The sequence below is a fragment of the Nostoc sp. genome (genome assembly GCF_036917935.1).
Taxonomy (GTDB): domain Bacteria; phylum Cyanobacteriota; class Cyanobacteriia; order Cyanobacteriales; family Nostocaceae; genus Nostoc.
This window is the reverse complement of sequence record NZ_JBALEL010000033.1, coordinates 12,993-38,914: the sequence shown is the minus strand read 5'-3', so window position 1 is coordinate 38,914 and position 25,922 is coordinate 12,993. Positions and strand designations below refer to the sequence as shown.

Sequence of the window (25,922 nt, the reverse complement as noted above, 5' to 3'; positions counted from 1 at the left end):
ACAACCCCCTGCAAATTCCCAATGCTCAAATTGTTTTTATTTGCTCTCTTTGACATCCTCACCGGGCTGAAGCCACGGTGATTCCTAAGACTCACAACTTAGGTTTCTGTTTCTTCCCACTAATGGGTTTTCGCAACTGCCTTTCAGAAATATTTCTGTCAGGTCTTATGTTCGCTCCACAGACTGAAACGGCAAGCCCTGCCGCCAAAATATTCTTACTTGCGTTGATGTCCCGGTCGTGGTGTGTCCCGCATTTGGGGCAATACCAATCTCGTATATTCAACGGCAATTTATCAACGATATGTCCACAATTACCACATCGTTTAGAACTCGGAAACCATCGATCAATCTTGACCAATGTACGATCATACCAGCCGCACTTATATTCAAGTTGCCTGACCAATTCACCCCAACTAGCATCGCTGATAGCAAGGGCGAGTTTCCGGTTCTTCATCATGTTCTTCACAGCCAAATCTTCTACGGCGATGGTTTGGTTATCTCTCACCAACCGAGTTGTCAACTTGTGAAGGAAATCTTTTCGAGCGTCACTAATTTCCTCATAGATTTTAGCGACCTTGAGACGGGATTTATGGCGATTGTTAGACCCTTTCTGCTTACGGCTCAAAGATTTTTGTGCAATACGCAACTTGGCGCGTTTCGCCTTAAATCCTTTGGGGTTTGTAACTTTCTCACCCGTCGAGAGAGCAATCAAACTTGTGATACCCAAATCAATCCCAACAGAGTTAGGAGATTCCGGCAATGGTTCAATTTCAATATCCACCAACAGAGAAACGCTCCAACGTCCAGAAGGCGAGAGTTTTACGTTGACTGTCGTTGGTTCGGCATTATCGGGAATAGCTCGACTCCATCGGATATCCAAAGGTTCGGAGCTTTTAGCCAGGAACAATTTACCATCGCGCCATTTGAAAGCAGACTTGGTAAACTCTGCACTACCTCCATTGCGCTTCTTTTTAAAGTTTGGGTATTTAGCCCTTCCTGCAAAGAAGTTAGTGAAAGCGGTTTGCAGATGCCTCAATCCTTGCTGCAATGGTACACAACTGACATCGTTAAGGAAATCAAGTTCATCTTGTTTTTTCCAGTCTGTCAGCAAACTAGATGTTTGAGCGTAGCCTACTCGTTCCTGTCGCTCGTACCATGCCTCAGTCCTTGCGGCGAGGGCACGGTTATATACCAATCGAGTACAGCCCATCGTTCTCCGAAGCAAGGTTTCTTGCTCAGGTGTCGGAAAAAAGCGGTACTTGAAAGATTTTTGTGTCATCCTCACATTGTATCATTCTCTTTGTGAGATACACAGCCCTCAATATAAAGCCGTGCTAGAAGCACGGGGTTTCAAACCCAGAGGAATTTATGAAGTTGGAGTTTAGCAAATTGTTGAGATAATAATACCAATTTGTAATTCGTAATTCGTAATTCGTAATTAAGAGACGTTAGATTTCATCTGGATTTTCAGCTTTGAATCTGTAGGTTTTTTTTCCAAATGGTATAACCTAGCTTTTAACGAAACTAATAATAGACGTTGTAGAGGTGTAATACTAACTTCTCTAATTTTCTCACCTATACTGTTGACAAAATCCCTAAGATATAAAATGAAACAGCCCTGCCCTTACCAAGGGGAGGTGCGACGGCACTGGAGTTCTTTTTATGCGTCTTCATAAAGAAACGGTATAAGTCCTAAAAACAATTAATCGGAGAACAACGTGAAAATAGCGATTATTGCAAAAACATTAATTACATCTATAGGTTTGTTAGCTTTATTTGCCCCAAGTCAAGCATCGGCTCAACTGATACCGCAACCTTGGGTTTCAGTCGGTGGAAAAGATGGTGATATAACTTATGCTGTCGGAGCTAGAGCTTTGAATTTCGGGGTTGAAGTCGGAACTGGCCCTGATGGTGCTACGGGAGTAGATGTTTTAAAATTTATCAGTTTGCCTGTAATTTCACCTTATGTAGGAGTTGGACTTTATTCAGAAGATAAAGGCGTTGCAGTTTCAGGTGGCGTTCAGGTAAGTGCTACTAATAACGTTTTTGTTGGTGCTGGTTACAATTCTATTCGTGGCTTTAACGGGCAATTGGGAATAAGATTTTAACGATTAATTACGAATTAATTACGCAGGGGGAGAAATTGAAGTTGAGATTAGTTCTCTGACATGCACTGCGGAATCTTGTTGTAATGCGGATGCCGCGATCGCTTCACTTTCAACTATACAAAACCTAGCGATCGCCTGTTTCACTCCAGGTATACTTTGGGGATTTACGCTCAACTCATCCAGCCCTAAACCTAATAAAATTGGTGTTGCTAAAATATCTGCTGCCAATTCTCCACATAATCCTACCGAAATCCCCGCTGTATGGGCAGCTTGGATAGTTTGCTGCACCATTCGTAACACGGCTGGATGTAGCGCATCAACCAAATTTGCCACGCGGGGATTAGTGCGATCGCTAGCCATGACATACTGACTCAGATCGTTAGTCCCTATACTAAAGAAGTCTACTTCCGCAGCTAACTGATCGGCGATCGCAACTGCTGAGGGTACTTCGATCATAATTCCGACTTTCATCGCTGCATCAAATGCGATACTAGCTTGATTTAGTTCCGCCTGTACTTCACCCAAAATTACCTTAGCTGCACGTACCTCTATCACCGTAGCAATCATCGGTAACATGATCTTAATTTGGTGTCCTACACTGGCTCTCAAAATTGCCCGTAACTGAGTTTTGAAGAGTTCTGGATGATCTAAACAGAAACGAATTCCCCGCCAACCTAAGAAAGGGTTAGCTTCTCTTAACCCTACTCTGAGATAAGGAAGTGGCTTATCACCACCGACATCTAGGGTACGAATAATTAGCGGACGATGATCTAAAACTTGGGCGATCGCCTGATACACTGCTAGTTGTTCTTCTTCAGTGGGGGCGCTTGTCCGGTTTAAATACAGAAACTCAGTGCGGAGTAGTCCCACACCTTCTGCACCGCTAGCCACAGCCACTTGCACATCGCTTATACTACCAATATTGGCGAAGACGCTAACTTGCCGACCATCACGAGTAATCGCTGGCTGGTGTGCTGTAGCTCTTGCTTCCTGTTGGGCAGTTTGCCAAGCTGACTGTTTGGCTGCAAGTAAATCCAGGATATCTGATTCTGGTTCTACCCAAGCTCTGCCACTTTCCCCATCAAGTGCCATAAGTGTACCATCTGCCAAGTGCAACACCTGGGCATCTATTCCCAAAACTGCCGGAATACCCAATGTTCGGGCGATAATTGCGCTGTGGGAAGTGGCGCTACCAGAAGTTGTACAAATACCTAACACCTTTGTCGGATCTAGTCTAGCGGTATCTGAGGGGGTTAAATCAGTCGCCACCAAAATCGCCGGTTTCTCAAGATACAGGTTAGCAGCGGCATTCCCAGCTAGTAATCGCAGCACTCTTCGCCCAACATCGACAACATCGTCAACTCGCTCTTGCAGATAAGAATCCTCAAGTGCGCGGTAGGAAGTCACTACTTCATCGACTACAGCTTGCCAAGCTGCTTCAGCATTTATATGGTTGTCTAAAATGCGCTGATGAGCCGCTGACAACAGTACTGGATCTTCTAAAAATAGTAGTTGGGCATCGAAGATGGCGGCTTCAGCATCACCAATTTGCAGAGATGCTTGTGAGAAAACTGCTTGAATTTCTTGTCTAGCAGTGTGAATCGCCGCCTGTAATCGTTGCCACTCTACATCAGGATCGTCTACGTGGTATTCCGTAATAGAAATATGAGTGGGTTGATAATGAACAATAGGTGCGATCGCTATTCCACCAGAAGCTGCAATCCCCGAAAATTCGCCGTGAGTTGCTGGAGTAATTTCATGGTGAAATGCTGGTGGATAACTCAAGACAACATTATCTTCACCAAAGTTATTTGCAAATAATGTCTGTAATGCTGCCAGCGCCTCATCTGCATCAGAACCAGTGGCAGTAATCAGCAGTTCGTGTCCTTGACGCACCCCTAAAGTTGTAACTTGGTTAATACTGTCACCCCTGACTAGCTCAGTATTTCTGGTTAAATTCCGCACCAGAATTTGAGATTGAAACCGGGCTGCGGTTGCCACAAACTGCGCTGCGGGGCGGGCGTGTAATCCTAAACGATTACTCACAATCAGCCGGATTTCTGGCGTTGGCGATTCTATATTGATTGTTGTTGGGCTGACAACTGACAACGGAGTACTTACACCCAATTGAGTTGCTTTTGCCAGGAGTGCGCCGCGTGCTTCGGCCATAACTTGGTGAATATCTCCACCAGCCGCCGCCGCCACTACAGCAGCGATCGCGCCTTCTACTAGAGGTGCTTCACACAAATACACTTTCTCCTGCTGTGCTTCTGGCAGAAACTCTATTGCCATTTCTGCACTCAGCAAAGCACTACCCAAATCCATTAACACCAAGACACCATCATCAGAAAAAACAGAAGCGATCGCCTCATAAACCTGAATTGGATCTGTACCCAATGGATTTTCCGGATCTTCAATACCTGCTGCAACAGCAATGGGAACTTGGTTCTGAACCATCTGCGCGGCGAGTTCCCGCACACCCAAAGCTAGTTGTTTACTGTGAGAAACGATAACAATTGCGATCGCGGCCACACCGTCAACCTTGTTGAGAGGTTTGCGTTTAGCTAGTTATCCATTTCATTTTCCCATTCTGCTACAATTGCAACTGCCCGAAAATGTTCCGCTCTTTCCAGCTAGAAATACGAATAAAATAGCCTTCTTTTACGGAAATCCGTGGTGTCCACTCATAAACTCCATCGCTAGCAGTACGGGAAGAAATGTTTTGGATAAGTTTGTTTCCATCGTACAACTTAATCGAGACATCGCCATCAAAATTATCCCGCCACAATATTAAATAAGGTTGATCCTTTTTTGGAAGCACTTTACCAACTGGCTGACTGATCAAGATTTTTGGCGCAACCTGATTTTTGCTTTTCTTACGAAATCCCAGATAATGAGGTAGGTGTCGGAAAGTAGGATTTTCTTGCAGATTAGACAGTTGGGGAACAATAATGTTTCCCTTTTGGGAATTGAACAAATAAGTTGATCTGCCGCCGTCAACGGTAATGATATCGCCTTTGACTCCTAATTTACGTAATAAATCGGCTGCTTCATCCAGAGTTGCTTGGTTCACCGTCATGATCAACAACAACTCGACAGCATCCTTGTTCAGAGTACCGATGACTTGATACTTATTCGCTTGGTTTTGGGCTAAGACTTTTGCCGGATGATCGCTATATCGGTAAGTGACGATTGCATTCTTGACTACTTTTTGGTTAAGAGGCGCACCACTAGCTTGGTTATAATCGGTAATGTATGCCTGTTTATTATCCCAGACTAAGGTCTTGAGGCGAATATTACTATAATATTTATCTTTTGGTTGCTTGATTGGGCCATAAGGGCTAGTGCCGCCAGTGATGACTACACCATTGAGTTTAATTGGAAAGGATAATTGAGTACTAGATTGATATTGCTCAAAAAAAGAACAATTAATCATCGAAAAAACGTTGTTTCCGTAAAGTTTTTTATATTCTTCTGTAACTTCCGAAAACAACTTATTTTGGAAAAAGGGGCTGTAATGTCCACCTTCTCCTTTATAATACTTACCTTCATTTAGACCCATATTATCTACCTCTCCGATAATTTGGTCTATGTGCATTTTGCCCAGATCGATAACTTGTAAATACGCTTCGTTACCATTCGTTAATTGTTTTTTATATAAAGCTGCCCCGTCTACAGCTTGGAGAGGCTGATAAGAAGATAAAGGGTTGAAAGTTTGGGCAATCCACAGGCTACTCAGAATCGGCAGCAAAAAAAGCAGTAAATTGATTAGAGCATTCATCGTCTCGCGATCGCAATTCCACAATAAGTTGTTGTTACTACTTTAAGGCTAATGAGTTGCGATACCTGCGGTTTTTGCTAGCCTACGCCTGGGCAATAGACCTCTTGCAAAAGTCCGTAACACCCCACTCCCAACCCCTCCCCGCTCTTCGGGAGGGGAGACAAAGCGTAGCTTTGGCGGGGTGGGGTTCAAATTTATTGATTTATGCAAGAGGTCTAATATGTTATATCTGTGCAAGATCCGCTATAGGCGATCAAAATTACCAACGCAGACATAATCAGATTTAGCCAATAATATCAAGTTCGGATAATTAGTTATAATTTCTACATTCATTGCATTGATAAATCGAATGCGAGGTACTTACAAAAGCACCTCACAACCCTTGCCGTTTAACGATCTGAGAACGCTAATTACGATTAAACAACCACAAAGTTATTTTCAGTTAGTGTCACACCACCAGATAGTTGTGCAAATTTTACCTGAGTAAACGTACCTGCACTGCCATCTTGGTCAAAATACAGCGCACCTGTAATATTGTCATAGATAAATCGTTGATTGCTTGTCGTCGCAGATCCTCCAAAGGTAAGCTGACTTGTCTTCAGCGAACCTATTGATAACCCGCCACCAAAACCAGCCGCCGATATCTGAATCAGTTCATTAGTCGCGTTGAAGTCATAAAGTTGATCAATGCCTTGATTGTAACTATTAAAAGCAAAGGTATCAGTACCCGATCCTCCATAGAGGTTATCATTGCCATTGCCACCTGTGAGGTAGTCATTGCCACTACCACCTTTGAGGATATTCTTACCAGAGCCACCAGAGGCTGTAAGAGTATCATTACCATCGCCCCCAGAGAGAAGATTATCACCTGTTGAACCGCTAGCATTCAAGCGATCGTTCCCAGCGCCACCGTTGAGGGTGTTATTGCCTAATGAGCGATAGTCGGAGGAGTATTCGGAGTTGTAGTAGCCAGAGATGTCAAGATAATCATTACCATCGCCCCCAGAGAGCAGGTTATCGTCTTTTGAACCGCCAGCACTCAATGTATCGTTACCTGCACCTCCATTGAGGGTGTTATTGCCTAATGAGCGAGAGTCGGTGTAGGAGGAGTAGGAGTAGCCAGAGATGTTAAGATAATCATTACCATCACCTCCAGAGAGCAGGTTATCGCTTGTTGAACCGCCAGCACTCAATGTATCGTCACCAGTACCACCTTCTAGGGTGTTATTGCCTAAAGAGCGGTTGTCGCGGTTTTCGTTGTAATCAGAGTAGGATTCGTAGTCGCCAGAGATGTCAAGAGAATCATTGCCATCGCCCCCAGAGAGCAGGTTATCGCCTTTTGAACCGCCAGCACTCAAGCGATCATTACCTGTACCTCCATTGAGGGTATTATTGCCTAATGAGCGAGAATCGGTGTAGAAGTCGCTGTAGTAGCCGCCAGAGATGTCAAGAGAATCATTGCCATCGCCCCCAGAGAGCAGGTTATCACCTTTTGAACCGTTAGCACTCAAGCTATCGTCACCTGCACCTCCATTGAGGGTGTTATTGCCTAATGAGCCAGAGTCTTGGCGGGGGGAGTAGGGGGAGTAGTTGACGTAGCCAGAGATGTCAAGAGAATCATTGCCATCGCCCCCAGAGAGCAGGTTATCGCCTGTTGAACCGCCAGCATTCAAGCGATCGTTACCAGTACCACCGTCTAGGGTATTATTGCCTGTTGAACCGCCAGCATTCAAGCGATCGTCACCTGCACCTCCGTCAAAGGTATTATTTCCCACACCGCCAATGAGAGTATCATTTCCCACACCACCAATGAGAATATCATTTCCTGCACCACCTCTGAGCATGTCATTACCACTCAAGCCGTCGATGATGTCGTCACCTCCCTGACCATTGATAACATCATTGGAGTTGTCAAAACCCGTAATGTTGTTGTCGAGGTCATTGAGGAAGGTAACAGTGTTCCTGTTGAACAGCCTAGTTTGAGTAGAATTAGCATCAAACACATCAAAACTGTCGGTGATGCTGGTTTGTCCATCAAACAGGATATTGCCAATAGCTGGTCGTGAAGAAGTTGCTGACAGATTATCCAGGTTTTCTAATTTGAAGTTTTGGAGAATGACTTTGGTATTAGATAAATCTTCAAAGGTAAGTTCTAAGTTGTTACCATTTTGAGTTAATTGCAGATTTTGAGCAGTTAAGACACTACCTGTAAATTGCAAGGTGTCTAAGGAGGCAATCACGGTTGCTGAGGGATTTGAGCCTTTCCCAATGCCACCGAAATCGGTGATTGTATCAGTGCCGGTGTCAAAGTAGCTGTCGCCCATGTAAACAAATTTATCATTGCCGGCGTCACCAGTTAGGGTGTCGTTACCCTGCCCACCTGTCAGGATATCATTACCTGCACCGCCAATAATCGTATCATTGCCACCGTTGCCCCCGTCAAGTGTATCGTTCTCACTGTTCCCCACAATCAAGTCATTGTAGGTTGTACCTGAGATATTGAATCGTTCGATATTCTTGTAACTAACCCGATTCGTGCCCGCCGTAATCAAACCAATGTTAGTAGTAGCATTGAATGTCGTTGTGATACCCGCTGTATAATTAGAAAAATAGTACACCAACAAATCATCACCTGTCCCCCCATCGATCGTATCATTGCCACTTGTGCCCCCGGAGAGTGTATCGTTCCCACTGTTGCCCACAATGTTGTCATCATAGGCTGTACCTGAGATATTGAATCGTTCGATATTCTTGTAGCTAACCCGATACGTGCCCGCCGTAATCGAGCTAATGTTAGTAGTGGCATTGAAAGTTGAAGCGATCCCCCCTGTAGTATTGCTGTAATTGACAGACAACAAATCATCACCTGTCCCCCCATCGATCGTATCATTGCCACCAACGCCCGTGGTGAGCGTATCGTTCCCACTGTTGCCCACAATGTTGTCATCGTAAGCTGTACCTGAGATATTGAATCGCTCGATATTGCTGTAGTTAACCCGATACGTGCCTGCCGTAATTGAGCTAATGTTAGTAGTGGCATTGAAAGTTGAAGCGATCCCCCCTGTAGCATCGCTGTAATTGACGGACAATAAATCGTCACCCTTACCTCCATCTATCGTTTGAGTCACTAAAGCAGTATTTGCGAATGTGGGGCTTAGATTGAAGGAATCATTGCCATCGCCCCCAGATAATAAGTTATTGCCTGTTGAATGTTCAGCACTCAAAGTATCGTCACCAGCGCCACCGTTGAGGGTGTTATTGCCTGAAGAGGACAAATAACCCCCGTCACCGCCCTTTAAGAAAGACGCAGAGATGGAGAGAGAATCATTGCCATCGCCCCCAGAGAGTAAGTTATTGCCTGTTGAAAACTCAGCCCTCAAGGTATCGTCACCAGTGCCACCGTTGAGGGTGTTATTGCCTGAAGAGCTAGAAGTATACTCTCTATACTCATCGATGCCAGAACTGGAGAGAGAATCATTGCCATCGTCCCCAGAGAGTAAGTTATTGCCTGATGGAGACTCAGCATTCAAAGTATCGTCACCAGCACCACCGTTGAGGGTGTTATTGCCTGAGGAGGTAAAATTGGCGTATCCCACATAGTTAGGAGGAAAAGTCAGAGAAATCTTAGAGGCGTAAAGAGAATCATTACCATCGCCCCCAGAGAGTAAGTTATTGCCTTTTGAAGCTCCAGCATCCAAGGTATCGTCACCAATGTCACCGTTGAGGATGTTATCGCCTGTTGAAAATTCAACATTCAAGATATCATTTCCCACACCACCAATGAGAGTATTATTCCCCCTACCACCCCTCAAAAGGTCGTTGCCACTTTTGCCATCGATTTTGTCATCACCCCCCTGACCATTGATGACATCATCTGAGTTGTCAAAGCCACTAACGTTATTGGAAAGGTCGTTAAGAAAGGTGACTGTGTTCTTGTTGAAGATAGTGCTTTGGGTGGAGTTGGCATTGAAGACATCAAAGCTGTCTGTAGTGCTATTTTGCCCATCAAACAGAATATTGCCCAAGTCTCCAGTAGCTCCAGTCGATTTGCTGAGGTTTTCCACGTTTTCCAGAGCAAAGTTTTGCAAAATGACTTTGGCATTACCAAACTCCCCTTCAAAGCTGATTTCCAGATTGTTGCTATTCTCAGTCAGCAGCAGATTTTGGGCAGTTAAGCTGAAGCCTTTAAACTTGATGGTATCCACTTCGGTAATGACTGCTGCCGAGGGATTTACGCCTTTACCCATACCACCAAAATCGGTGATGATAATAGTGCCGTTGTCAGTGTTGTCGGAGTCGTAAACAAATTCATCCTTGCCGCCTCTACCAGTTAAGGTGTCGTTGCTACTGCCCACTAGGGTATCGTTACCGTTGGTTCCAATGATATTTGCCATAACTTTTACCTATCTCAATCGATTTTTTTAGTAACTTCAGTTCTCAATCTGTCTGTTGTTTGTATGATTCCCATGCACAAAAATCCACTGAAATTTGACATTTTCGGCATACTTTATATGTCAACTTTGAGGAGCGGCAAATTTATTGAAAATTCATCCGATCAAAAGGCTTGTAACTATCACTTCTCTAACTATCTTCAAACTATCTAAGTCTTAAGCACTGTACAAATTAATGAGTATGTTCATTTAGGATAATTGGTGATTTCAGGCTTTTTTAAGCATCATTCCCTAAGTATAAATGAGCGAAAAACTCAGTTTCAGTGTTCTAAAACATACCCTTACTATTTGATTTTTTGCCAGCGCTTAAGTCCTAACTAGAAGAGAAAATAGTCAACAGTTGAGTCTTGATCGGGAAAGAGATTTTGATGCCCCCCTTGTGGACTATTCTCCGTGGGTGTGTAACTTGAAAATAGAGAATGTTTCAATATCCTCAAAATAACTACATAGTGAATATCTTACTTAGATGTCTATATATAAATACTCATCTTTGCATATTCTTCACATTATTTGCCTAAAAATGTATATACAAATACTAAACTTTGTGTATTCTTCATATTCTTTTAGTTTATAGGTAATAAGAAAGCAGTAAAAAAATGTTTGAAGGAGTGATACAAAATACATATTTTCTGAAAGCTGCGATGCCTGCGGTTTTTGCTAGCCTACGCCGGCCAATGTCTTATATCTGTGCAAGAATCGTTATAGATGAGCAAAATTAACAACGCAGACACGAACAGACTGCACTCATGCCGAAAGTTGAGGAACCAAACGTAATATCTACTCTCTACTAACAGTAATTGTACTGAACAATCTAATGGGAGGTGCTTAAAATAGAACCTCCTATTTCCGTGCCACTGAGTGACAGAAGAAAGCTAATTAAGATTAAACAATCACAAAATTGTTTTTGGTTAGTGACAATCCACCTGATAGTTGTGCAAATTTTACCTGAGTATATGCACCACCACTACCATCAAGGTCAAAATACAGTCCACCTGTAATATTGTCATAGATAAATCGTTGAGCGATCGTCGTTGCAGATGTTCCGATTGTAAACTGGCTTGTCTTAAGTGAAGGTGTTGATAACCTGCCACCAAAACCAGCAGTCGAGACCTGAATCAATTCATTAGTCGCGTTGAAGTCATAAATAGTATCAATGCCTTCGTTGTAACTATTGAAAGCAAAGGTGTCAGTACCATTTCCTCCATAGAGGCTATCATTACCTTTGCCACCTGTGAGGTAATCATTGCCATTACCACCATAAAGGGTATTATTACCAGAGGCGCTAGAGGCTGTGAGAGTATCATTGTCATCTCCTCCATCCAAGAGATTAGCACCTGATGAATAATCAACAATCAAGGTATCAACACCAGCGCCACCATTGAGGGTGTTATTGCCAGAAATTGTAGAGACTCTGTATTGCTCAAGTAAGAAGGCAGAGGCTGTGAGAGTATCATTGCCATCCCCCCCAAAGAGTAAATTATCGCCTGTTGAATCGTCAACATTTAAAGTATCGTCACCAGTGCCACCGTTGAGTGTGTTATTGCCAGACGTGATATAGTTGGGCTGATAGAGATTGTAGACAAAGCCAGAGGCAGAAAGATAATCATTGCCATTGTCACCAGAGAGCAGATTATCGCCTTTTGAATCATCAACATTTAAAGTATCGTCACCAGTGCCACCGTTGAGGGTATTATTGCCAGACGTGGTCTCCTTAGAGGCAAAGAGCAAATCATTGCCATCGCCCCCAGAGAGCAGGTTATCGCCTGTTGAATACTGAGCAGACAATGTATCGTCACCAGCGCCACCGTTGAGAGTGTTATTGCCAGAGGCATAGCCATAGAAGTATGATCCGCCGTATTCGCTTCCGTCAAACGAGCCAGAGATGTCAAGAGAATCATTGCCATCGTCCCCAAAGAGTAGATTTTCCCCTGTTGAATCGAAATTATCCAACAGAAGATCGTTACCAGTGCCACCAATGAGAGTATCATTGCCCGCACCACCCCTGAGCAAGTCGTTGCCACTCAAGCCGTCAATGATGTCATCACCCCTCTGACCATTGATGACATCATCTGAGTTGTCAAAGCCGTTGACATTGTTTTCGAGGTCGTTAAGGAAGGTGACTGTGTTCTTGTTGAAGATGGTGCTTTGGGTGGAGTTGGCATCGAAGACATCAAAGCTATCTGTGGTGGTAGTTTGCCCATCAAATACGATATTGCCTACCTGGGCTAAATTGTCTAGGTTTTCCAGGGTAAGGTTTTGCAGGATGACTTTGGCGCCACCTCCGCCGTCAAAGGTGATTTCTAAGTTGTTACCATTTTGAGTTAATAGCAGATTTTTTGGAGTTAATCTCTCAAATCCCTCAAATCCTGTAAATTGCAAGGTATCCAATTCGGCAATCACTGCCGCTGATGGGTTTGAGCCTTTACCAATGGCAGTAAAATCGGTGATGGTAACGGGATTACTGCCTCGGTAGTAAGTGAACTTGTAAACAAATTTATCTTTGCCGCTGCCACCAGTTAGGATCTCATTACCCCCAACGTTATCAAAATTATGATAGATGGTATCATTCCCATTACCACCGTTGAGGGTGTTATTGCCCCGCGTGCTAGAAGCAGAGAGAGTATCATTGCCATCGCCCCCAGAGAGCAAGTTATCACCTTCTGAAAGCCCCAAATTACCGCCTTCTGGAATATCAATATTTAAGTAATCGTCACCAGCGCCACCGTTGAGGGTGTTATTGCCCCGCGTGGTAGAAGCAGAGAGAGTATCATTGCCATCACCCCCAGAGAGCAAGTTATCACCTTCTGAAAGATCAATATTTAAGTAATCGTCACCAGTGCCACCGTTGAGGGTGTTATTGCCAAACGCACTATAATAGCGTGCTTCTCCGTAGTAAGTTCCTTCATAGTAATAGGTTACGTCTTCCCTGTAGCCAGAGGCAAAGAGAGAATCATTGCCATCGCCTCCAGAGAGCAAGTTATCGCCTTCTGAAAGATCGACATTTAAAGTATCGTTACCAGCACCACCTTCGAGGGTGTTATTCCCTGCACCACCTCTCAGGATGTCGTTCCCACTCAAGCCGTCGATTTTGTCATTACCCCCCTGACCATTGATGACATCATCTGAGTTGTCAAAGCCGTTAACATTGTTGGAGAGGTCGTTAAGGAAGGTGACAGTGTTCTTGTTAAAGATAGTGCTTTGGGTGGAGTTGGCATTGAAGACATCAAAGCTGTCTGTGGTGCTAGTTTGCCCATTAAACAGGATATTACCCAAGTTTACAGTGGCTCCTGTAGATTTGTTGAGGTTATCCAGGTTTTCCAGGGCAAAATTTTGCAGGATGACTTTGTTAGCAACCGACCCTTGAAAGGTGATTTCCAGATTACTGCCGTTCTGGTTCAGCAGCAGATTTTGGACAGTGAAGGCATCGCCCTCAAATTTTAGGGTGTCCACTTCGGCAATGACTGCTGCCGAGGGATTTATGCCTTTACCTATGCCACCAAAATCAGTGATGATATCAGTGCCGAATGATTTGTATATGTTGTTGAAGTTGTAAAGAAATTTATCCTTGCCGCCGCCACCAATCAAGGTGTCGTCGCTTGCTAAACCGTTAATTATAATGTCATTACTGGTTGTGCCATTGAGAACGTCATTAGGTTTGGTTCCAATGATATTTGCCATAACTTTCTACTTGCCTAAACTGATACAACTACTGGGCTTTGTGTATTCTTCATATTCTTTTAGTTTATAGGTAATAAGAAAGCAGTAAAAAAAATGTTTGAAGGAGTGATACAAAATAGATATTTTCCTTGTTGAATGCTGAATTGTTAGAAATTGCTAGAATTACAAACGCAGACATGATCCAACTTAGCGAAGAACACTTGCAAACCATCCGCAGCCATGCCGAAAGCACCTACCCAGATGAGTGCTGTGGTATAATTTTGGGCTATCTGACTAATGAGGGCAAAACTGTGGTGGAAGTCATACCAACAGAGAATGCTTGGAATACAGAAGCGGCGGCTGAGTTTTCAGGAGAACGCACAGCAGAAAGTAAAAGACGGCAATATGCGATCGCACCCGAAGTTATGTTAAAAACACAAAGGGAAGCACGCGTTAGCGAAGCTCGTCGCGGTAGCGAGGCTCGCTCATTGAACATTATCGGGATTTTTCACTCCCATCCAGATCATCCTGCTATACCCTCAGAATGCGATCGCCTATACGCTTGGCAGGGATACTCGTATATAATAGTTTCTGTCCAAAATGGCAAAGCTGGAGAACTCAAAAGTTGGAGCCTTGATGAGACTCATCAGTTTCAAACAGAGAAAATTGAAAATATAAAATAACTGACTTAAGCTTAAAGACAGTCACTGATAGCGGTTTTCGCCGCTATCACAGATGAAAATTCGTCTTTCCCACTCCTATCTCTATATAAGATCCAGTTTTTCGATAGGATTAATATTCCGCTTTCCCACATCATAACTGCTATGCTAAATCCCAATCTGGACGAAATCCAGTTGACCAAAGACGATTACGAACGCTACTCCCGACACCTGATTTTACCGGAAGTAGGACTAGAAGGACAGAAGCGCCTGAAAGCCGCTAGTGTAATGTGTATCGGTACAGGTGGATTAGGTTCACCACTACTTTTATATTTGGCGGCGGCGGGTGTTGGACGCATCGGGATTGTCGATTTTGATGTTGTCGATACTTCTAATCTGCAACGCCAAGTAATTCACGGTACATCCTGGGTGGGTAAACCCAAGATTGAATCGGCAAAAAACCGCATTCACGAAATTAACCCCTATTGTCAAGTTGATTTATACGAAACTCGTCTGAGTTCTGAAAACGCCCTGGAGCTTATTCAACCTTACGATATCGTAGTGGATGGTACTGATAACTTCCCCACCAGATATCTAGTTAACGACGCCTGCGTATTGCTGAATAAGCCAAACGTCTACGGTTCAATTTTACGCTTTGAAGGGCAAGCTAGTGTATTTAATTACGAAGGTGGCCCGAATTATCGTGACCTTTTTCCAGAACCACCACCACCAGGAATGGTTCCCTCTTGTGCAGAAGGTGGCGTATTGGGAATTTTGCCAGGAATTATTGGTTTAATCCAGGCAACCGAAACTGTTAAAATCATTCTGGGACAAGGCAACACTCTCAGCGGGCGATTGCTGCTATATAACGCCTTGGATATGAAATTTCGGGAGTTAAAGCTGCGTCCGAACCCGATTCGCCCAGTGATTGAAAAGCTGATAGACTACGAACAATTCTGCGGAATTCCACAAGCTAAGGCAGAGGAGGCAAAACAGCAGATGGAAAGTCAAGAAATGACCGTCAAAGATTTGAAAGAGTTGTTGGATAGCGGTGCGAAGGATTTTGTACTGCTGGATGTCCGCAACCCGAATGAGTACGAAATTGCCAAGATTCCGGGTTCAGTGTTGGTGCCCTTACCAGACATTGAAAATGGGAATGGCGTTGCTAAGGTGAAGGAAATATTAAACGGCCACCGCTTAATTGCTCATTGTAAGTTAGGCGGGCGATCGGCAAAAGCCCTCGCCATTCTCAAGGAAGCTGGGATTGTCGGGACGAACGTCAAAGGCGGAATTACCGCTTGGAGTCGAGAAATCGATCCCTCAGTTCCAGAGTATTAAAAGCGCTTTAGGTAGGAGAGGAAAGCGCAGAGGTACGCAAAGTTATTCTCTGCGTACCTCTGCGTTTAAAACCTGACTTTTTGAATTACGAATTAGTCTTAGCTACAGGTTTCACTTGACTCAACAAACTGTGCAGTTTTTCGCCTTCAATGACCTCTGTTTCTAAGAGTTGAGTAGCGATCGCTTCTAGCAAGTCTCGGTTCTGTCTGAGAATCTCTAGGGCTTGTTCGTGGGCTGTTTCCACGATTTCCTTGACTTCGCTATCAATCGCTTTGGATGTCTCTTCACTTACCGCCCGCCGGGGATTGCTAGCACCATTACCCAAGAACATCGCTTGTTGTCCTTGTTGATAAGCCAATGGCCCTAAGACTTTACTCATGCCATAAGCTGTTACCATCCGTTCTGCCAAGTCAGTTGCTCGTTGCAAATCGTTGGAAGCACCTGTTGTAATACTGTTAAACACCACCTCTTCGGCGGAACGTCCACCTAACAGAGTCGCAATCTGACCCCGCAATTCTGCTTCATTCATCAAAAAGCGGTCTTCAGTTGGTAATTGCAGAGTGTAGCCTAAAGCTGCCATCCCACGAGGAATAATCGAAATCTTTTCTACACGACCGTTTCCTGTTGTCAGCGCCCCCACCATTGCGTGACCAACTTCATGGTATGCAACAATTTTTTTCTCAGTCTCGTTCATCACCCGACTCTTTTTCTCTAAACCGGCAACTACCCGCTCAATTGCTTCGGCAAAGTCTTCTTGAGCAACGCTTTGACGCAGATTGCGAGCTGCCAGTAATGCGGCTTCGTTCACCAAATTTGCCAAATCTGCGCCAGCAAAACCAGGGGTACGAGTAGCGATCGCTTTTAAATTTACATCATCTCCTAATTTTACCTTTTGAGCGTGAATCTTGAGAATTGCTTCACGATCAGATAAATCGGGACGGTCTACCAACACTTGGCGGTCAAAGCGGCCTGGACGCAGCAACGCAGGGTCTAGTATTTCCGGGCGGTTGGTAGCTGCTAGTACAATCACCGTTGCATCCCCAGCCGCAAACCCATCCATCTCAGTTAGTAATTGATTCAGGGTTTGTTCTCGCTCATCGTTACCACCGTAGAAGCCATTACTGCTACGAGACTTACCTATCGCATCCAATTCATCAATGAATACAATACAGGGAGCTTGTTTTTTGGCCTGTTCAAACAAATCTCGCACTCTGGAAGAACCCACGCCGACAAACAATTCTACAAACTCCGAACCAGAGATGCTGAAAAATGGAACTCCTGCTTCTCCTGCAACGGCTTTCGCTAAAAGTGTCTTACCAGTACCTGGAGGGCCAACTAACAGCACACCTTTGGGAATCCTAGCGCCAATTTGCGTAAACCGTGCCGGAGTCTTGAGGAAATCCACAATTTCCACTAACTCAGTTTTTGCTTCTTCTACCCCAGCCACATCTGCAAAGGTGATTTTAGCAGATTCGCCTTCAACGTAAACCTTAGCTTTGCTCTTACCAATGGAAAGCGCACCTTGGGGGCCACCGCCACCACTACGGGCGAGAAAGAACTGCCAAATACCAATAAAAATCAGTGGTGGAATCACCCAACTCAAGAGGGTTGTAAACCAAGTATTCTTGGGTGGCGGTGTAGCCGCGAACTCAACTCCCTTTTCTTCTAGAAGTTTGGGTAACTCTAAATCAAAGATTGGTGTCGTTGCAAACACTTGAGCCGACTCGGCATTTTCTGCTTTTAATTGGTAGATAATCTGGTTTTGACCAACGGAAACACGGCTGACTTCCCCTTCCTGTACTTGATGAATAAATAGGCTATAAGGAACACCAGTAGGGCCAGAAGCAAATAAACCAGGCAAAAATAAATTTAAGAGCAAGAATAGCCCTGATACTGCCAGCAATATATTAGCAACGATCCGAAACCGAGGTGACTTAGGCTGTTCTTTAATTCCCATAGATATTACCAATCCTGATAATGAAAACTAACTTGAAAATTGGGTATGGAGCATTGGGCATAGGTTTTACCCTGCTTTCCCTTAACGCTTTGAGAAACTTGATTAAAGACTGGTCAAAAATGCTGGTATATTCGCCCAATCTGAGCAATGTCTATGACGGGCTGTGACGCTCATGATCCTCGTTCGCCCTTGCATCTCCTTTTGGCAGAAGACTCGCTAACGGTGACGCCAAGTTCTTCAGCTTGTCTCGATCGTTAAGTATACTACCGCTTCTCATAATTTCTCCCATCTAGTAATGTTTGCAGCATTTTTTTATTTATTTATGTAACTAAACTTAACAATTTAATTAATCTTTGGGAACTAACGAGCAAATACGGTTTACCGTACTCAAAGAATATGCAGAGATTGGGAGACGCAAATAGAAATCCCCCACGAAGAGTTATTCTGAAGCCTTGGCAGAGCTTTCCTTGCTCCACTCCTGAATTCTGACTTCTGAATTCTTCTTCAATAATTCCACTTAGAACTCTGGAACTGCCTTCTCCATATCTGCGGTTCCTCCTATCTATTAATGTCCATCATTAGACCAGTGGGGGCGATCGCTAGATAATTTAATCACACCGTAAGAACGGCCAATCTGCCATAAAATAGAATTTTCATAACTCGTTCGTGGCTGATCAATACTAACTATAGTTCCACTAGCGTTTTTGATCTTTAAGGTTCCTAACCAAGTAATTTCCCAATCAATTGCTAATCTTTGGGTATGACGAGAGGTAAGAACAGGTCGAAAAGCAATATTATAAGCAGACACCATTTCTTTAGCAGCTTGGACAGAGGCAGCTGTGGTGTAATGTAGCCAATTAATATCTACATTCGGCATAGGTGGAACATCTTTGGCAGCAATTTCATTATTACTAATACGGAAAGAATAGTGCATTAAATAAGCCCGTTCTGAGGAACGAAATACGGAAGCGATACTGATATTAGCTCCGGCATTTTTTAAGGCTTGCTCAAAAGCTTGTACTTTTTGACGGAAGGGAGAAGCTAAATCATCAATTAAGTCGCTGTCTAGGAAAAAATTAACCCAGGCTTTTCCACTCAATCGTTGTCTTAATTTTTTGGCGTATTCAGTTATGTTGTCTAAAGCCAACTCCAAATCAATGCCAAGCTTGGTTTTTGTTGTATTAGAAAGCTGTTGAGCTAATTCGGCTCGAAAATTGATGTCTCTTATTTTATAAGTTTCGGCTAGTCCTTTTGTACTGTTGAGGCCAAAGTCCCCATCAGCTACTAATGGAGGATTTAAACGACCGATCGCTGTTAAACTTTTTTGTAAATCTTTGACCTCATTTTCTCCAAAGTTAAGATAGGTTAATAATTTTTTTCCGCCATCGGTATAAATAGCGAAATAAATTGCAAAACCTTGCTCTAGCGCTTTTTTATAAGTAGCAGTATCGACAATTCCCGTTACTGTTAAAGCGTTACTAGCCTGATATTCACGAGTTGCTTGAGTTGTAATATTCCCAAAATCTCCATCAACGGCAGCAATGGGGAAGTCACGATCTAAAAGAAATTTCTGCCAAGCAGTTACAATCAGCCCTTCAGATTTTTTTTGGAGAGTAGGAAGTTCCAAAGCTTGAAGTTTAAAGCTCATAGTTTTTATTGAATGAAACAATTGTTTTCAGCTAATTTTTCTGTCACTATTCATCGTACAATTTCGTTACGATCGCTGCTAATTTGGTATCTCGGACTTGATGAGAGCGATTGGAGTCCAATAGACCTCTTGCAAAAGTCCCAAACACCCCACCCCCAACCCCTCCCCGCTTGCGGGGAGGGGAGCGTTTGCGTAGGCAAATGCGGGGTGGGGTTCTTAATTTTTGATTTATGCAAGAAGTCTAATAAACGCTGTTTTGCAAAACCCACTTTGGATTATAACATCCGCAGTTATGCTAGCTTTTCGCAGGCATACTTAAACCAATTCGCAATTCGCAATTCGCAATTCGCAATTCGCAATTACGTTTTGTGACGGGGATTTTAATTAGGCATCAAAACCTGCTGCCTGTCTTGCTGGGGAATTAAACCCCCAAACTTTGTTAAAATGGGAAACAGCAATCTCTTTGACTTGCCCCTAATATCATGTTTGCTTGATTACTTATTAAACCCGGAGAACCCCACCCCTTAATCCCCTCCCCGATGCTTTGGGGAGGCGAGACAAAGCACAGCTTTGGCGGGGTGGGCTGCAATGACTGTAGTCAGCATAACTAATTATCCGAACTTGATATAAGAGGATGTTTGAAAGTATTGGGCGAATATAATTTGCTACTACACAAAACTTAGTCCACCTCCGTGGACTAATACAAAACAAGGGTTAAGTCTCGTGTAGCCGCGATTTCCAATCGCCGAGGCAAGTAATAAATTAGACTTTTCAAACAACCTCTAACAGCTATTGGCGAACGGGGTGAGAAACTTTCTGGAGGTCAGCCACAGCGAATTGCGTAGGCTAGCAAAAACCGCAGGTATCGCATACTGCTATTGTCAAAGATCCGCCAATTTTGATTTTGGATGAGGATACCTCTGCGTTAGATAATGAAACCGAAGCGGCTATTCAAAAATCTCTGGCTATGATTACCCAAAATTGTATAACCATAGCGATCGCTTATCGCCCTATATGTAGACGCATCTACCTTTTGGCCTTTCTGTGATATCTTGCGGTCAGTTGCTACGCGTAATACGTTAATTAAATTCATCCTATCGGGTGAGTCTAATGGGTGAGGTACAAGAAACACGAAGTATTGTACCTTGAGGCTATAAATGGTTGTTTTGCACACCAATTTATCGGCTCAAAAATTAGGAAGTAGAGAATGACTGTAAACCAAATTATTGGAGATTCAAAAAATCAGATTTTTGCAAACTTTGGTAAACATTTCTTTGCCTGGGTGATCGCTCCAAGTACCAGTAAATACGATAAAATTGTCAGCGATCGCAAACGTTCTCTTTTTGCTAATCTTCAAGGTAAAGTGTTAGAAATTGGCCCCGGAACAGGCCCTAACTTACCCTACTATCCTAAAGATATCCACTGGATAGGAATCGAGCCAAATCCACATAGGCATTCCTCTCTCCAAAAACAAGCAAAAAAACTGGGTTTAAATATCGACCTCCGCATTGGTAATGCTGAGTGGTTAGATGCAGAAGATAACAGTATAGATACTGTTGTTAGTACATTGGTTTTATGCTCAGTGCCAAATATAGATTATACATTGCAGGCAATTTTAAGAGTACTTAAACCAGGTGGGCGCTTCCTATTTATTGAACATGTCGCCGCACCTCAAGGAAGTTTATTGCGACAAGTACAAAACACAGTTACTCCGATTTGGAAAGTGATCGGTGATGGTTGTCATCCAGATAGAGAAACTTGGATAGGATTAGGAAAAGCTGGTTTTAGTAGCATCAATTATGAGCGATTTGATGCAAAATTGCCGATTGTTAGTCCTCATATTATCGGCGTAGCGACAAAGTGAAATAACTTTTAGCGGTTGCTGAATAAAAGTATGAATAACCCCCCGGCTAAAGCCGTGGGGTTTGTGAGGTTTTCAATCAGAGATTTTATGGATTTTCGCGCAGGAAAGTGTCAATATCATTTAGTTCCTGCTGATTGAGGCGAAATTCTCCAGCACCAATGATTCCTTCCACCTGCTTGGGATTGCGGGAGCCAACGATCGCCGCAGTCACTGCCGGATTATTTAAAGTCCAAGCGATCGCAACTTCACCTGATGAGCGATCGTGTTGTTGACCAATGTGTTGCAACACCTCGACTAGCTTCAGATTACGAGATAGACGTGGCTCCTGAAATTCACTACTGTTTTTGCGCCAATCATCATCTGGGAAATTAGCAACCCGCTCAGGTGTAATCGCCCCTGTGAGCAAGCCAGATTGCATAGGTGAATATACAATCACACCTATATTATTTTCCTGAGAAAAAGGCAGAATTTCCTTTTCGACATCACGCTTCACCAGAGAATAAGGCGGTTGCAATGACGTAACTGGTGCAATCTCTTGGATACGTTTCAACTGTTCTACATTGAAATTGGAAACTCCGATATAGCGAACCTTCCCCTCATCCTTCAGCTTGGCCAGAGTTGTCCAGCCTTCTTCGATGTCTGAGTCAGGGTTGGGCCAGTGAATCTGGTAGAGGTCGATGGTTTCAATATCGAGTCGGCGCAGACTAGCTTCAACCTCCCCCCGCACAGAATCCGCTTTGAGGCTGCGACCAATTTCGCCCTTTTCATCCCAAATCATTGAGCATTTCGTGAAAATGTAAGGGCGACTAGATCGACCTTTGAGCGCTTTAGCAACAACCTCCTCAGAATGCCCTAGACCATAAATAGCTGCGGTGTCAATCCAATTAACGCCGAGGTCAAGAGCGCGATTGATCGCAGCGATCGATTCTTGGTCATTTTGCTCACCCCAACCAAAAGCCCATCCACCTCCACCAATCGCCCAAGCACCAAAGCCGATTGGGGTAATGTTAAGCTCCGAATTGCCAAGCTGTTTGGTTTGCATATCTACCTTCTGCAAGAATTTTTGAGTCAATTGCTAGTTTAAGCTGCAAATATTCTCTCAACCGCTATCTGAAGTATGAATTACTACTAGTGCAAACACGATAGCCAATCACTACTTGTGTAGGATTACTAAATCTTGAATGTTGTGTTGATACACACTACTTATATACTAAACTTGCTCGAAGATAGTAACAGTTGTCAGTGTCGATCAAAATAGAGAGGCAATATGTCAGAAGATTTAAAAGGCAAAGTTGCGCTGATCACAGGTGCAAACAAAGGTATTGGGTATGAGATTGCCCGCCAATTAGGTTCTAGAGGTGCTACTGTTCTTGTTGGTTCAAGAGATATAGGACGTGGTGAAGAAGCGGCGAATAAACTTCGTCTTAGAGGATGTTTGAAAAGTGTTTTGGTGTGACTTTAGGCACTTTTAGATCCCCCCTAACCCCCCTTAAAAAAGGGGGAACCGGAATCAAAGTCCCCCAATTTATCGGGGGATTTAGAGGGATCTAGAACTTTTGATACCAACAAGAGGACTTTTCAAACGCCCTCTTAGCCAGATCGATGCCCGAACAATTCAACTTGATGTGATCGACCAAAAAACAATCGACTCTGCGGGTAAACAAATCGAGAGCGAATTCGGAAAACTTGATATCCTTGTGAACAATGCTGGAATACTAAGTGATGGCGATGCCTACGGCGGTAAACTACGCCTTCCACCTAGTCAAGTTGATATTGAAACACTGCGATACACTTATGAAACGAATGTATTTGGAGTGTTTGCAGTTACAAAAACGCTGTTACCGCTCTTAAAGAAGTCAAATGCAGGGCGAATAGTGAATTTATCAAGTGGTTTAGGTTCTCTAACTCAGAACTCCGATCCAAATTTTGAATTCGCTGACTTTAAGCTTCTTGCTTATAACTCATCAAAGACAGCAGTGAATGCAATCACAGTTTTGTTGGCTGCCGAACTTAAAAATACCCCAATTAAAGTCAATGCTGCCGATCCTGGTTTTACCGCAACTGACATTAATCAATACCAAGGGTATCGCACTGTTGAGCAGGGAGCGATCCCTACGGGGGGCTACGCCTACGCAGTAGTGAGACTCGCTACTCTACCTAATGATGGTTCTAGCGGAGGGTTTTTTGATGAAAATGGTGTGGTTCCTTGGTAAAAAGTAGAAGGCATTGGGCATGGGTTATTCCCCTTGTCCGATCGCCAGCTACGTCATTACAAATTACTAAAGTTAGCGAATATTAACTTCTTGCACGTAATTTACTCCTTGAAGATATTCAACCTTAGTAGTTGAGTTTTTCGGGACGAATAAATTTTTTCTTTTTGCAGAAGCTATCTTTTGATTGTCAGTTAGCACACGTTGTTTTTGAGTATACTCATTCAATTTGACTTGAGCTTGAGCATAAACTAGAGTATCTTGGGGAATATTTTTGAGAAATTTTACAGCCCGATCAAAATCACCAATAGATGCTTTTTTATAGGCTTTCTGTAAAAAGTAGGCTGCTCTGATCTGCCGCTTTCGATTGTATTCAGCTAACTTGTCTTGAACTAAAGCACCCGCATGACTTTCTTGAGGAATTTGACGCAGATATTGTAAAGCGGCAGAAAAATCTTTTTCAGTGGCTCTTTCGTAAGCTTTTGCTAATAAATCTTGCGTCTGTGCTTCAATGTTGACGGATGCTTTCTGAACCAGTTTATCTGTTTTAGATTGCCAATATAAAATCTTCGGAACTTTCGCAGCAGTATGAAGAACATCTGACCATCTACTCTCATGAAAAGCTATTTGGGCTATTTCGTATTGCTGTGCGGCTACTTGCCATTGCTCTTGCCATTCTTCAATTGTAGCTTGCGCTTCTGGATAAACATTGCTGTGGGAGGGAATTGATTTAGCGAGTGCGATCGCTTCTTCTAAATCTCCTGCTTGATATTCTTTTGTTGCTTTATATAAAGTATCTGTTTCTGAATATGCAGGTGCATTATTAACTAAAGAATATACACCAAATCCCATCAATAAAGAATTAGCTGCCAGTCCTACTTTCATTCCCGTTAATAATGGGGATAATTTTCCACACGCAGGATTTTTCGCTACTTCTAGGGAAAATTGAGAATCTTCCTCTAATGTTTCTGATGGCTGAGGTTCCCAGATTATTTGTTTGAGTACCCGCAGCACCTCACCCGCAGACTGAAAGCGGTCTTGGTAATTATAGCGGATCATTTGGCTGAGAACAGCAGCTAGATAATCGTTAACTGGCGTGTTTTGAGAACGCCAAAAAATTTCATTAGTATAAGGATCAGCTTTTAATTGTAGTGGTTCTAGCCCGGTTAAAGCCTGGATAGCAATCATACCCAAAGCATAAATGTCACTGTTGGGCTGTGTTTGACCAATAAATTGCTCTGGCGGTATGTATCCCAATGAAGTGACGGGAATTCTATAAATGGGCAATTCTGCACCTATCCCAAAATCGATAGACTGGATTGAGCCAAAGTCAATCAAAACTAGCTTGTTATCAACAGTACGTCTGATCAAGTTTTCCGGTTTGATATCGCAATGAATCACGCCTTGAGAGTGAACAAATTCTAGAATACCTAAGACATCGATCAGAAATTCTACAACTTCGTTTTCACTCCACAGACACCCGAAGTGTTGATCAATGGGCAATTCCGCAGTTAGCGCATGTCCTTCAATACACTCTTGCACTAAATAAAATTGCTCGTTTTCTTCAAAGGAGGCGATGAATTCAGGAATTTGGTCATGGCTTCCCAGAAGTTCGAGGGTTTGGGTTTCAGTCAGAAACATTAACCTCAACATATCCAAGTAGCCGGATTCGGAACTGCTAACTTTAATCTGCTTAATAACGCATTTGGGATTCTCTGGATAATCTACGTCTACAGCAATGTATGTTTGTCCAAACACCCCTGCACCCAGGCTTTGGACAATTTGGTAACGCCCTTGTAGTAATTTACCGATTATGTGGTAGGTCATGACCTGGTTACTCAGTAAGTCCTTTTATTTAGTTTTTCTGACATTCCCTCCTGTTTCCGGAATGCTTTAGAAATAAATAACCAGAGTTTTGATACCTTGAATCCAAGTTTAATTTGTTAAGTATTATTGCGTAACCAAAGATAATATTTTATTAAAATTCTTAATCTATCTAAGAGGATGTTTGAAAAGTCTAATTGATTACTAGCCGTGGCGACTAGAAGTCGCGGCTACACGAGACTTTACCTGCCTCCGCAGGTTAAAAAACCTTGATTCTTCATTAGTCCACCTCCGTGGATTAAGTTTTGTGTAGTAGCGAATTCTATGAGACTGTTGGCGAATTCATGTAAACCGCAATTTCTGCGGTGAGACGCTACGACATCTCAAGCTTTTGAGGATAGCGATCGCAATTCGCCAACAGTCTC

Annotated in this window: 15 protein-coding genes and 1 pseudogene; 7 read left to right on the top strand and 9 right to left on the bottom strand. The window is 43.3% G+C overall.

Annotation, left to right across the window (positions count from 1 at the left end; all coding sequences use genetic code 11):
* Positions 1–91 precede the first annotated feature (91 nt).
* Entirely contained in the window at positions 92–1,279 is a 1,188-nt protein-coding gene (locus V7K62_RS13940; protein WP_334864849.1) for an RNA-guided endonuclease InsQ/TnpB family protein, read from the bottom strand.
* Positions 1,280–1,718: 439 nt separating this feature from the next.
* Here V7K62_RS13940 and V7K62_RS13935 point away from each other — a divergent pair, with 439 nt between their 5' ends.
* Positions 1,719–2,108, top strand: a complete 390-nt coding sequence (locus tag V7K62_RS13935; protein WP_334864847.1) for a hypothetical protein — start codon at positions 1,719–1,721, stop codon at positions 2,106–2,108.
* A gap of 18 nt (positions 2,109–2,126) precedes the next feature.
* Here V7K62_RS13935 and ptsP read toward each other — a convergent pair whose 3' ends face one another.
* From ptsP to V7K62_RS13915, 4 genes are all read right to left on the bottom strand, one after another.
* Positions 2,127–4,640: a phosphoenolpyruvate--protein phosphotransferase gene (gene ptsP, locus V7K62_RS13930; RefSeq protein ID WP_334864845.1), complete on the bottom strand. Its 2,514-nt coding sequence runs from the start codon at positions 4,638–4,640 to the stop codon at positions 2,127–2,129.
* A gap of 61 nt (positions 4,641–4,701) precedes the next feature.
* Positions 4,702–5,889 (bottom strand): hypothetical protein, encoded by a 1,188-nt coding sequence (locus V7K62_RS13925; protein WP_334864843.1) that lies wholly within the window; start codon positions 5,887–5,889, stop codon positions 4,702–4,704.
* A 416-nt stretch (positions 5,890–6,305) separates the two neighbouring features.
* Positions 6,306–10,283 carry a beta strand repeat-containing protein gene (locus V7K62_RS13920; protein WP_334864841.1) on the bottom strand — a complete coding sequence of 1,326 codons (3,978 nt, stop codon included), beginning with the start codon at positions 10,281–10,283 and terminating at the stop codon, positions 6,306–6,308.
* Positions 10,284–11,222: 939 nt separating this feature from the next.
* Positions 11,223–14,018, bottom strand: a complete 2,796-nt coding sequence (locus V7K62_RS13915) for a beta strand repeat-containing protein (protein WP_334864839.1) — start codon at positions 14,016–14,018, stop codon at positions 11,223–11,225.
* Positions 14,019–14,194: 176 nt separating this feature from the next.
* Here V7K62_RS13915 and V7K62_RS13910 point away from each other — a divergent pair, with 176 nt between their 5' ends.
* Both V7K62_RS13910 and moeB read left to right on the top strand, forming a co-directional pair.
* A complete protein-coding gene (locus tag V7K62_RS13910) occupies positions 14,195–14,680 on the top strand; it encodes a M67 family metallopeptidase (protein ID WP_334864837.1) in 486 nt (161 codons plus the stop codon).
* Between the two features lie 141 nt (positions 14,681–14,821).
* The gene (gene moeB / locus V7K62_RS13905; protein WP_334864835.1) at positions 14,822–15,994 is read left to right on the top strand and encodes a molybdopterin-synthase adenylyltransferase MoeB; all 1,173 of its coding nucleotides are present in this window, start codon (positions 14,822–14,824) and stop codon (positions 15,992–15,994) included.
* A gap of 85 nt (positions 15,995–16,079) precedes the next feature.
* Here moeB and ftsH4 read toward each other — a convergent pair whose 3' ends face one another.
* The gene (gene ftsH4, locus V7K62_RS13900) at positions 16,080–17,951 is read right to left on the bottom strand and encodes an ATP-dependent zinc metalloprotease FtsH4 (RefSeq protein WP_334864833.1); all 1,872 of its coding nucleotides are present in this window, start codon (positions 17,949–17,951) and stop codon (positions 16,080–16,082) included.
* Positions 17,952–18,516: 565 nt separating this feature from the next.
* Positions 18,517–19,599 carry a peptidoglycan-binding domain-containing protein gene (locus V7K62_RS13895; protein WP_334864831.1) on the bottom strand — a complete coding sequence of 361 codons (1,083 nt, stop codon included), beginning with the start codon at positions 19,597–19,599 and terminating at the stop codon, positions 18,517–18,519.
* A 785-nt stretch (positions 19,600–20,384) separates the two neighbouring features.
* Here V7K62_RS13895 and V7K62_RS13890 point away from each other — a divergent pair.
* A pseudogene (locus V7K62_RS13890) lies at positions 20,385–20,608 on the top strand (ABC transporter); the annotation flags it as partial.
* Positions 20,609–20,806: 198 nt separating this feature from the next.
* Complete coding sequence (locus V7K62_RS13885) at positions 20,807–21,463, top strand: class I SAM-dependent methyltransferase (protein WP_334864829.1); 657 nt, start codon at positions 20,807–20,809, stop codon at positions 21,461–21,463.
* An 85-nt stretch (positions 21,464–21,548) separates the two neighbouring features.
* Here the strand turns inward: V7K62_RS13885 and V7K62_RS13880 are convergent, their stop codons facing one another.
* Positions 21,549–22,505, bottom strand: a complete 957-nt coding sequence (locus V7K62_RS13880) for an aldo/keto reductase (RefSeq protein ID WP_334864827.1) — start codon at positions 22,503–22,505, stop codon at positions 21,549–21,551.
* Positions 22,506–22,730: 225 nt separating this feature from the next.
* Between V7K62_RS13880 and V7K62_RS13875 the strand changes: the two genes are divergently transcribed.
* Positions 22,731–22,919, top strand: coding sequence for an SDR family NAD(P)-dependent oxidoreductase (locus tag V7K62_RS13875; RefSeq protein WP_334864825.1), 189 nt, complete (start codon positions 22,731–22,733; stop codon positions 22,917–22,919).
* Positions 22,920–23,019: 100 nt separating this feature from the next.
* Positions 23,020–23,676, top strand: coding sequence for an SDR family NAD(P)-dependent oxidoreductase (locus V7K62_RS13870; RefSeq protein WP_334864824.1), 657 nt, complete (start codon positions 23,020–23,022; stop codon positions 23,674–23,676).
* 72 nt (positions 23,677–23,748) lie between these two features.
* Here V7K62_RS13870 and V7K62_RS13865 read toward each other — a convergent pair whose 3' ends face one another.
* Positions 23,749–25,500, bottom strand: a complete 1,752-nt coding sequence (locus V7K62_RS13865) for a serine/threonine-protein kinase (protein WP_334864822.1) — start codon at positions 25,498–25,500, stop codon at positions 23,749–23,751.
* Positions 25,501–25,922: the final 422 nt, after the last annotated feature.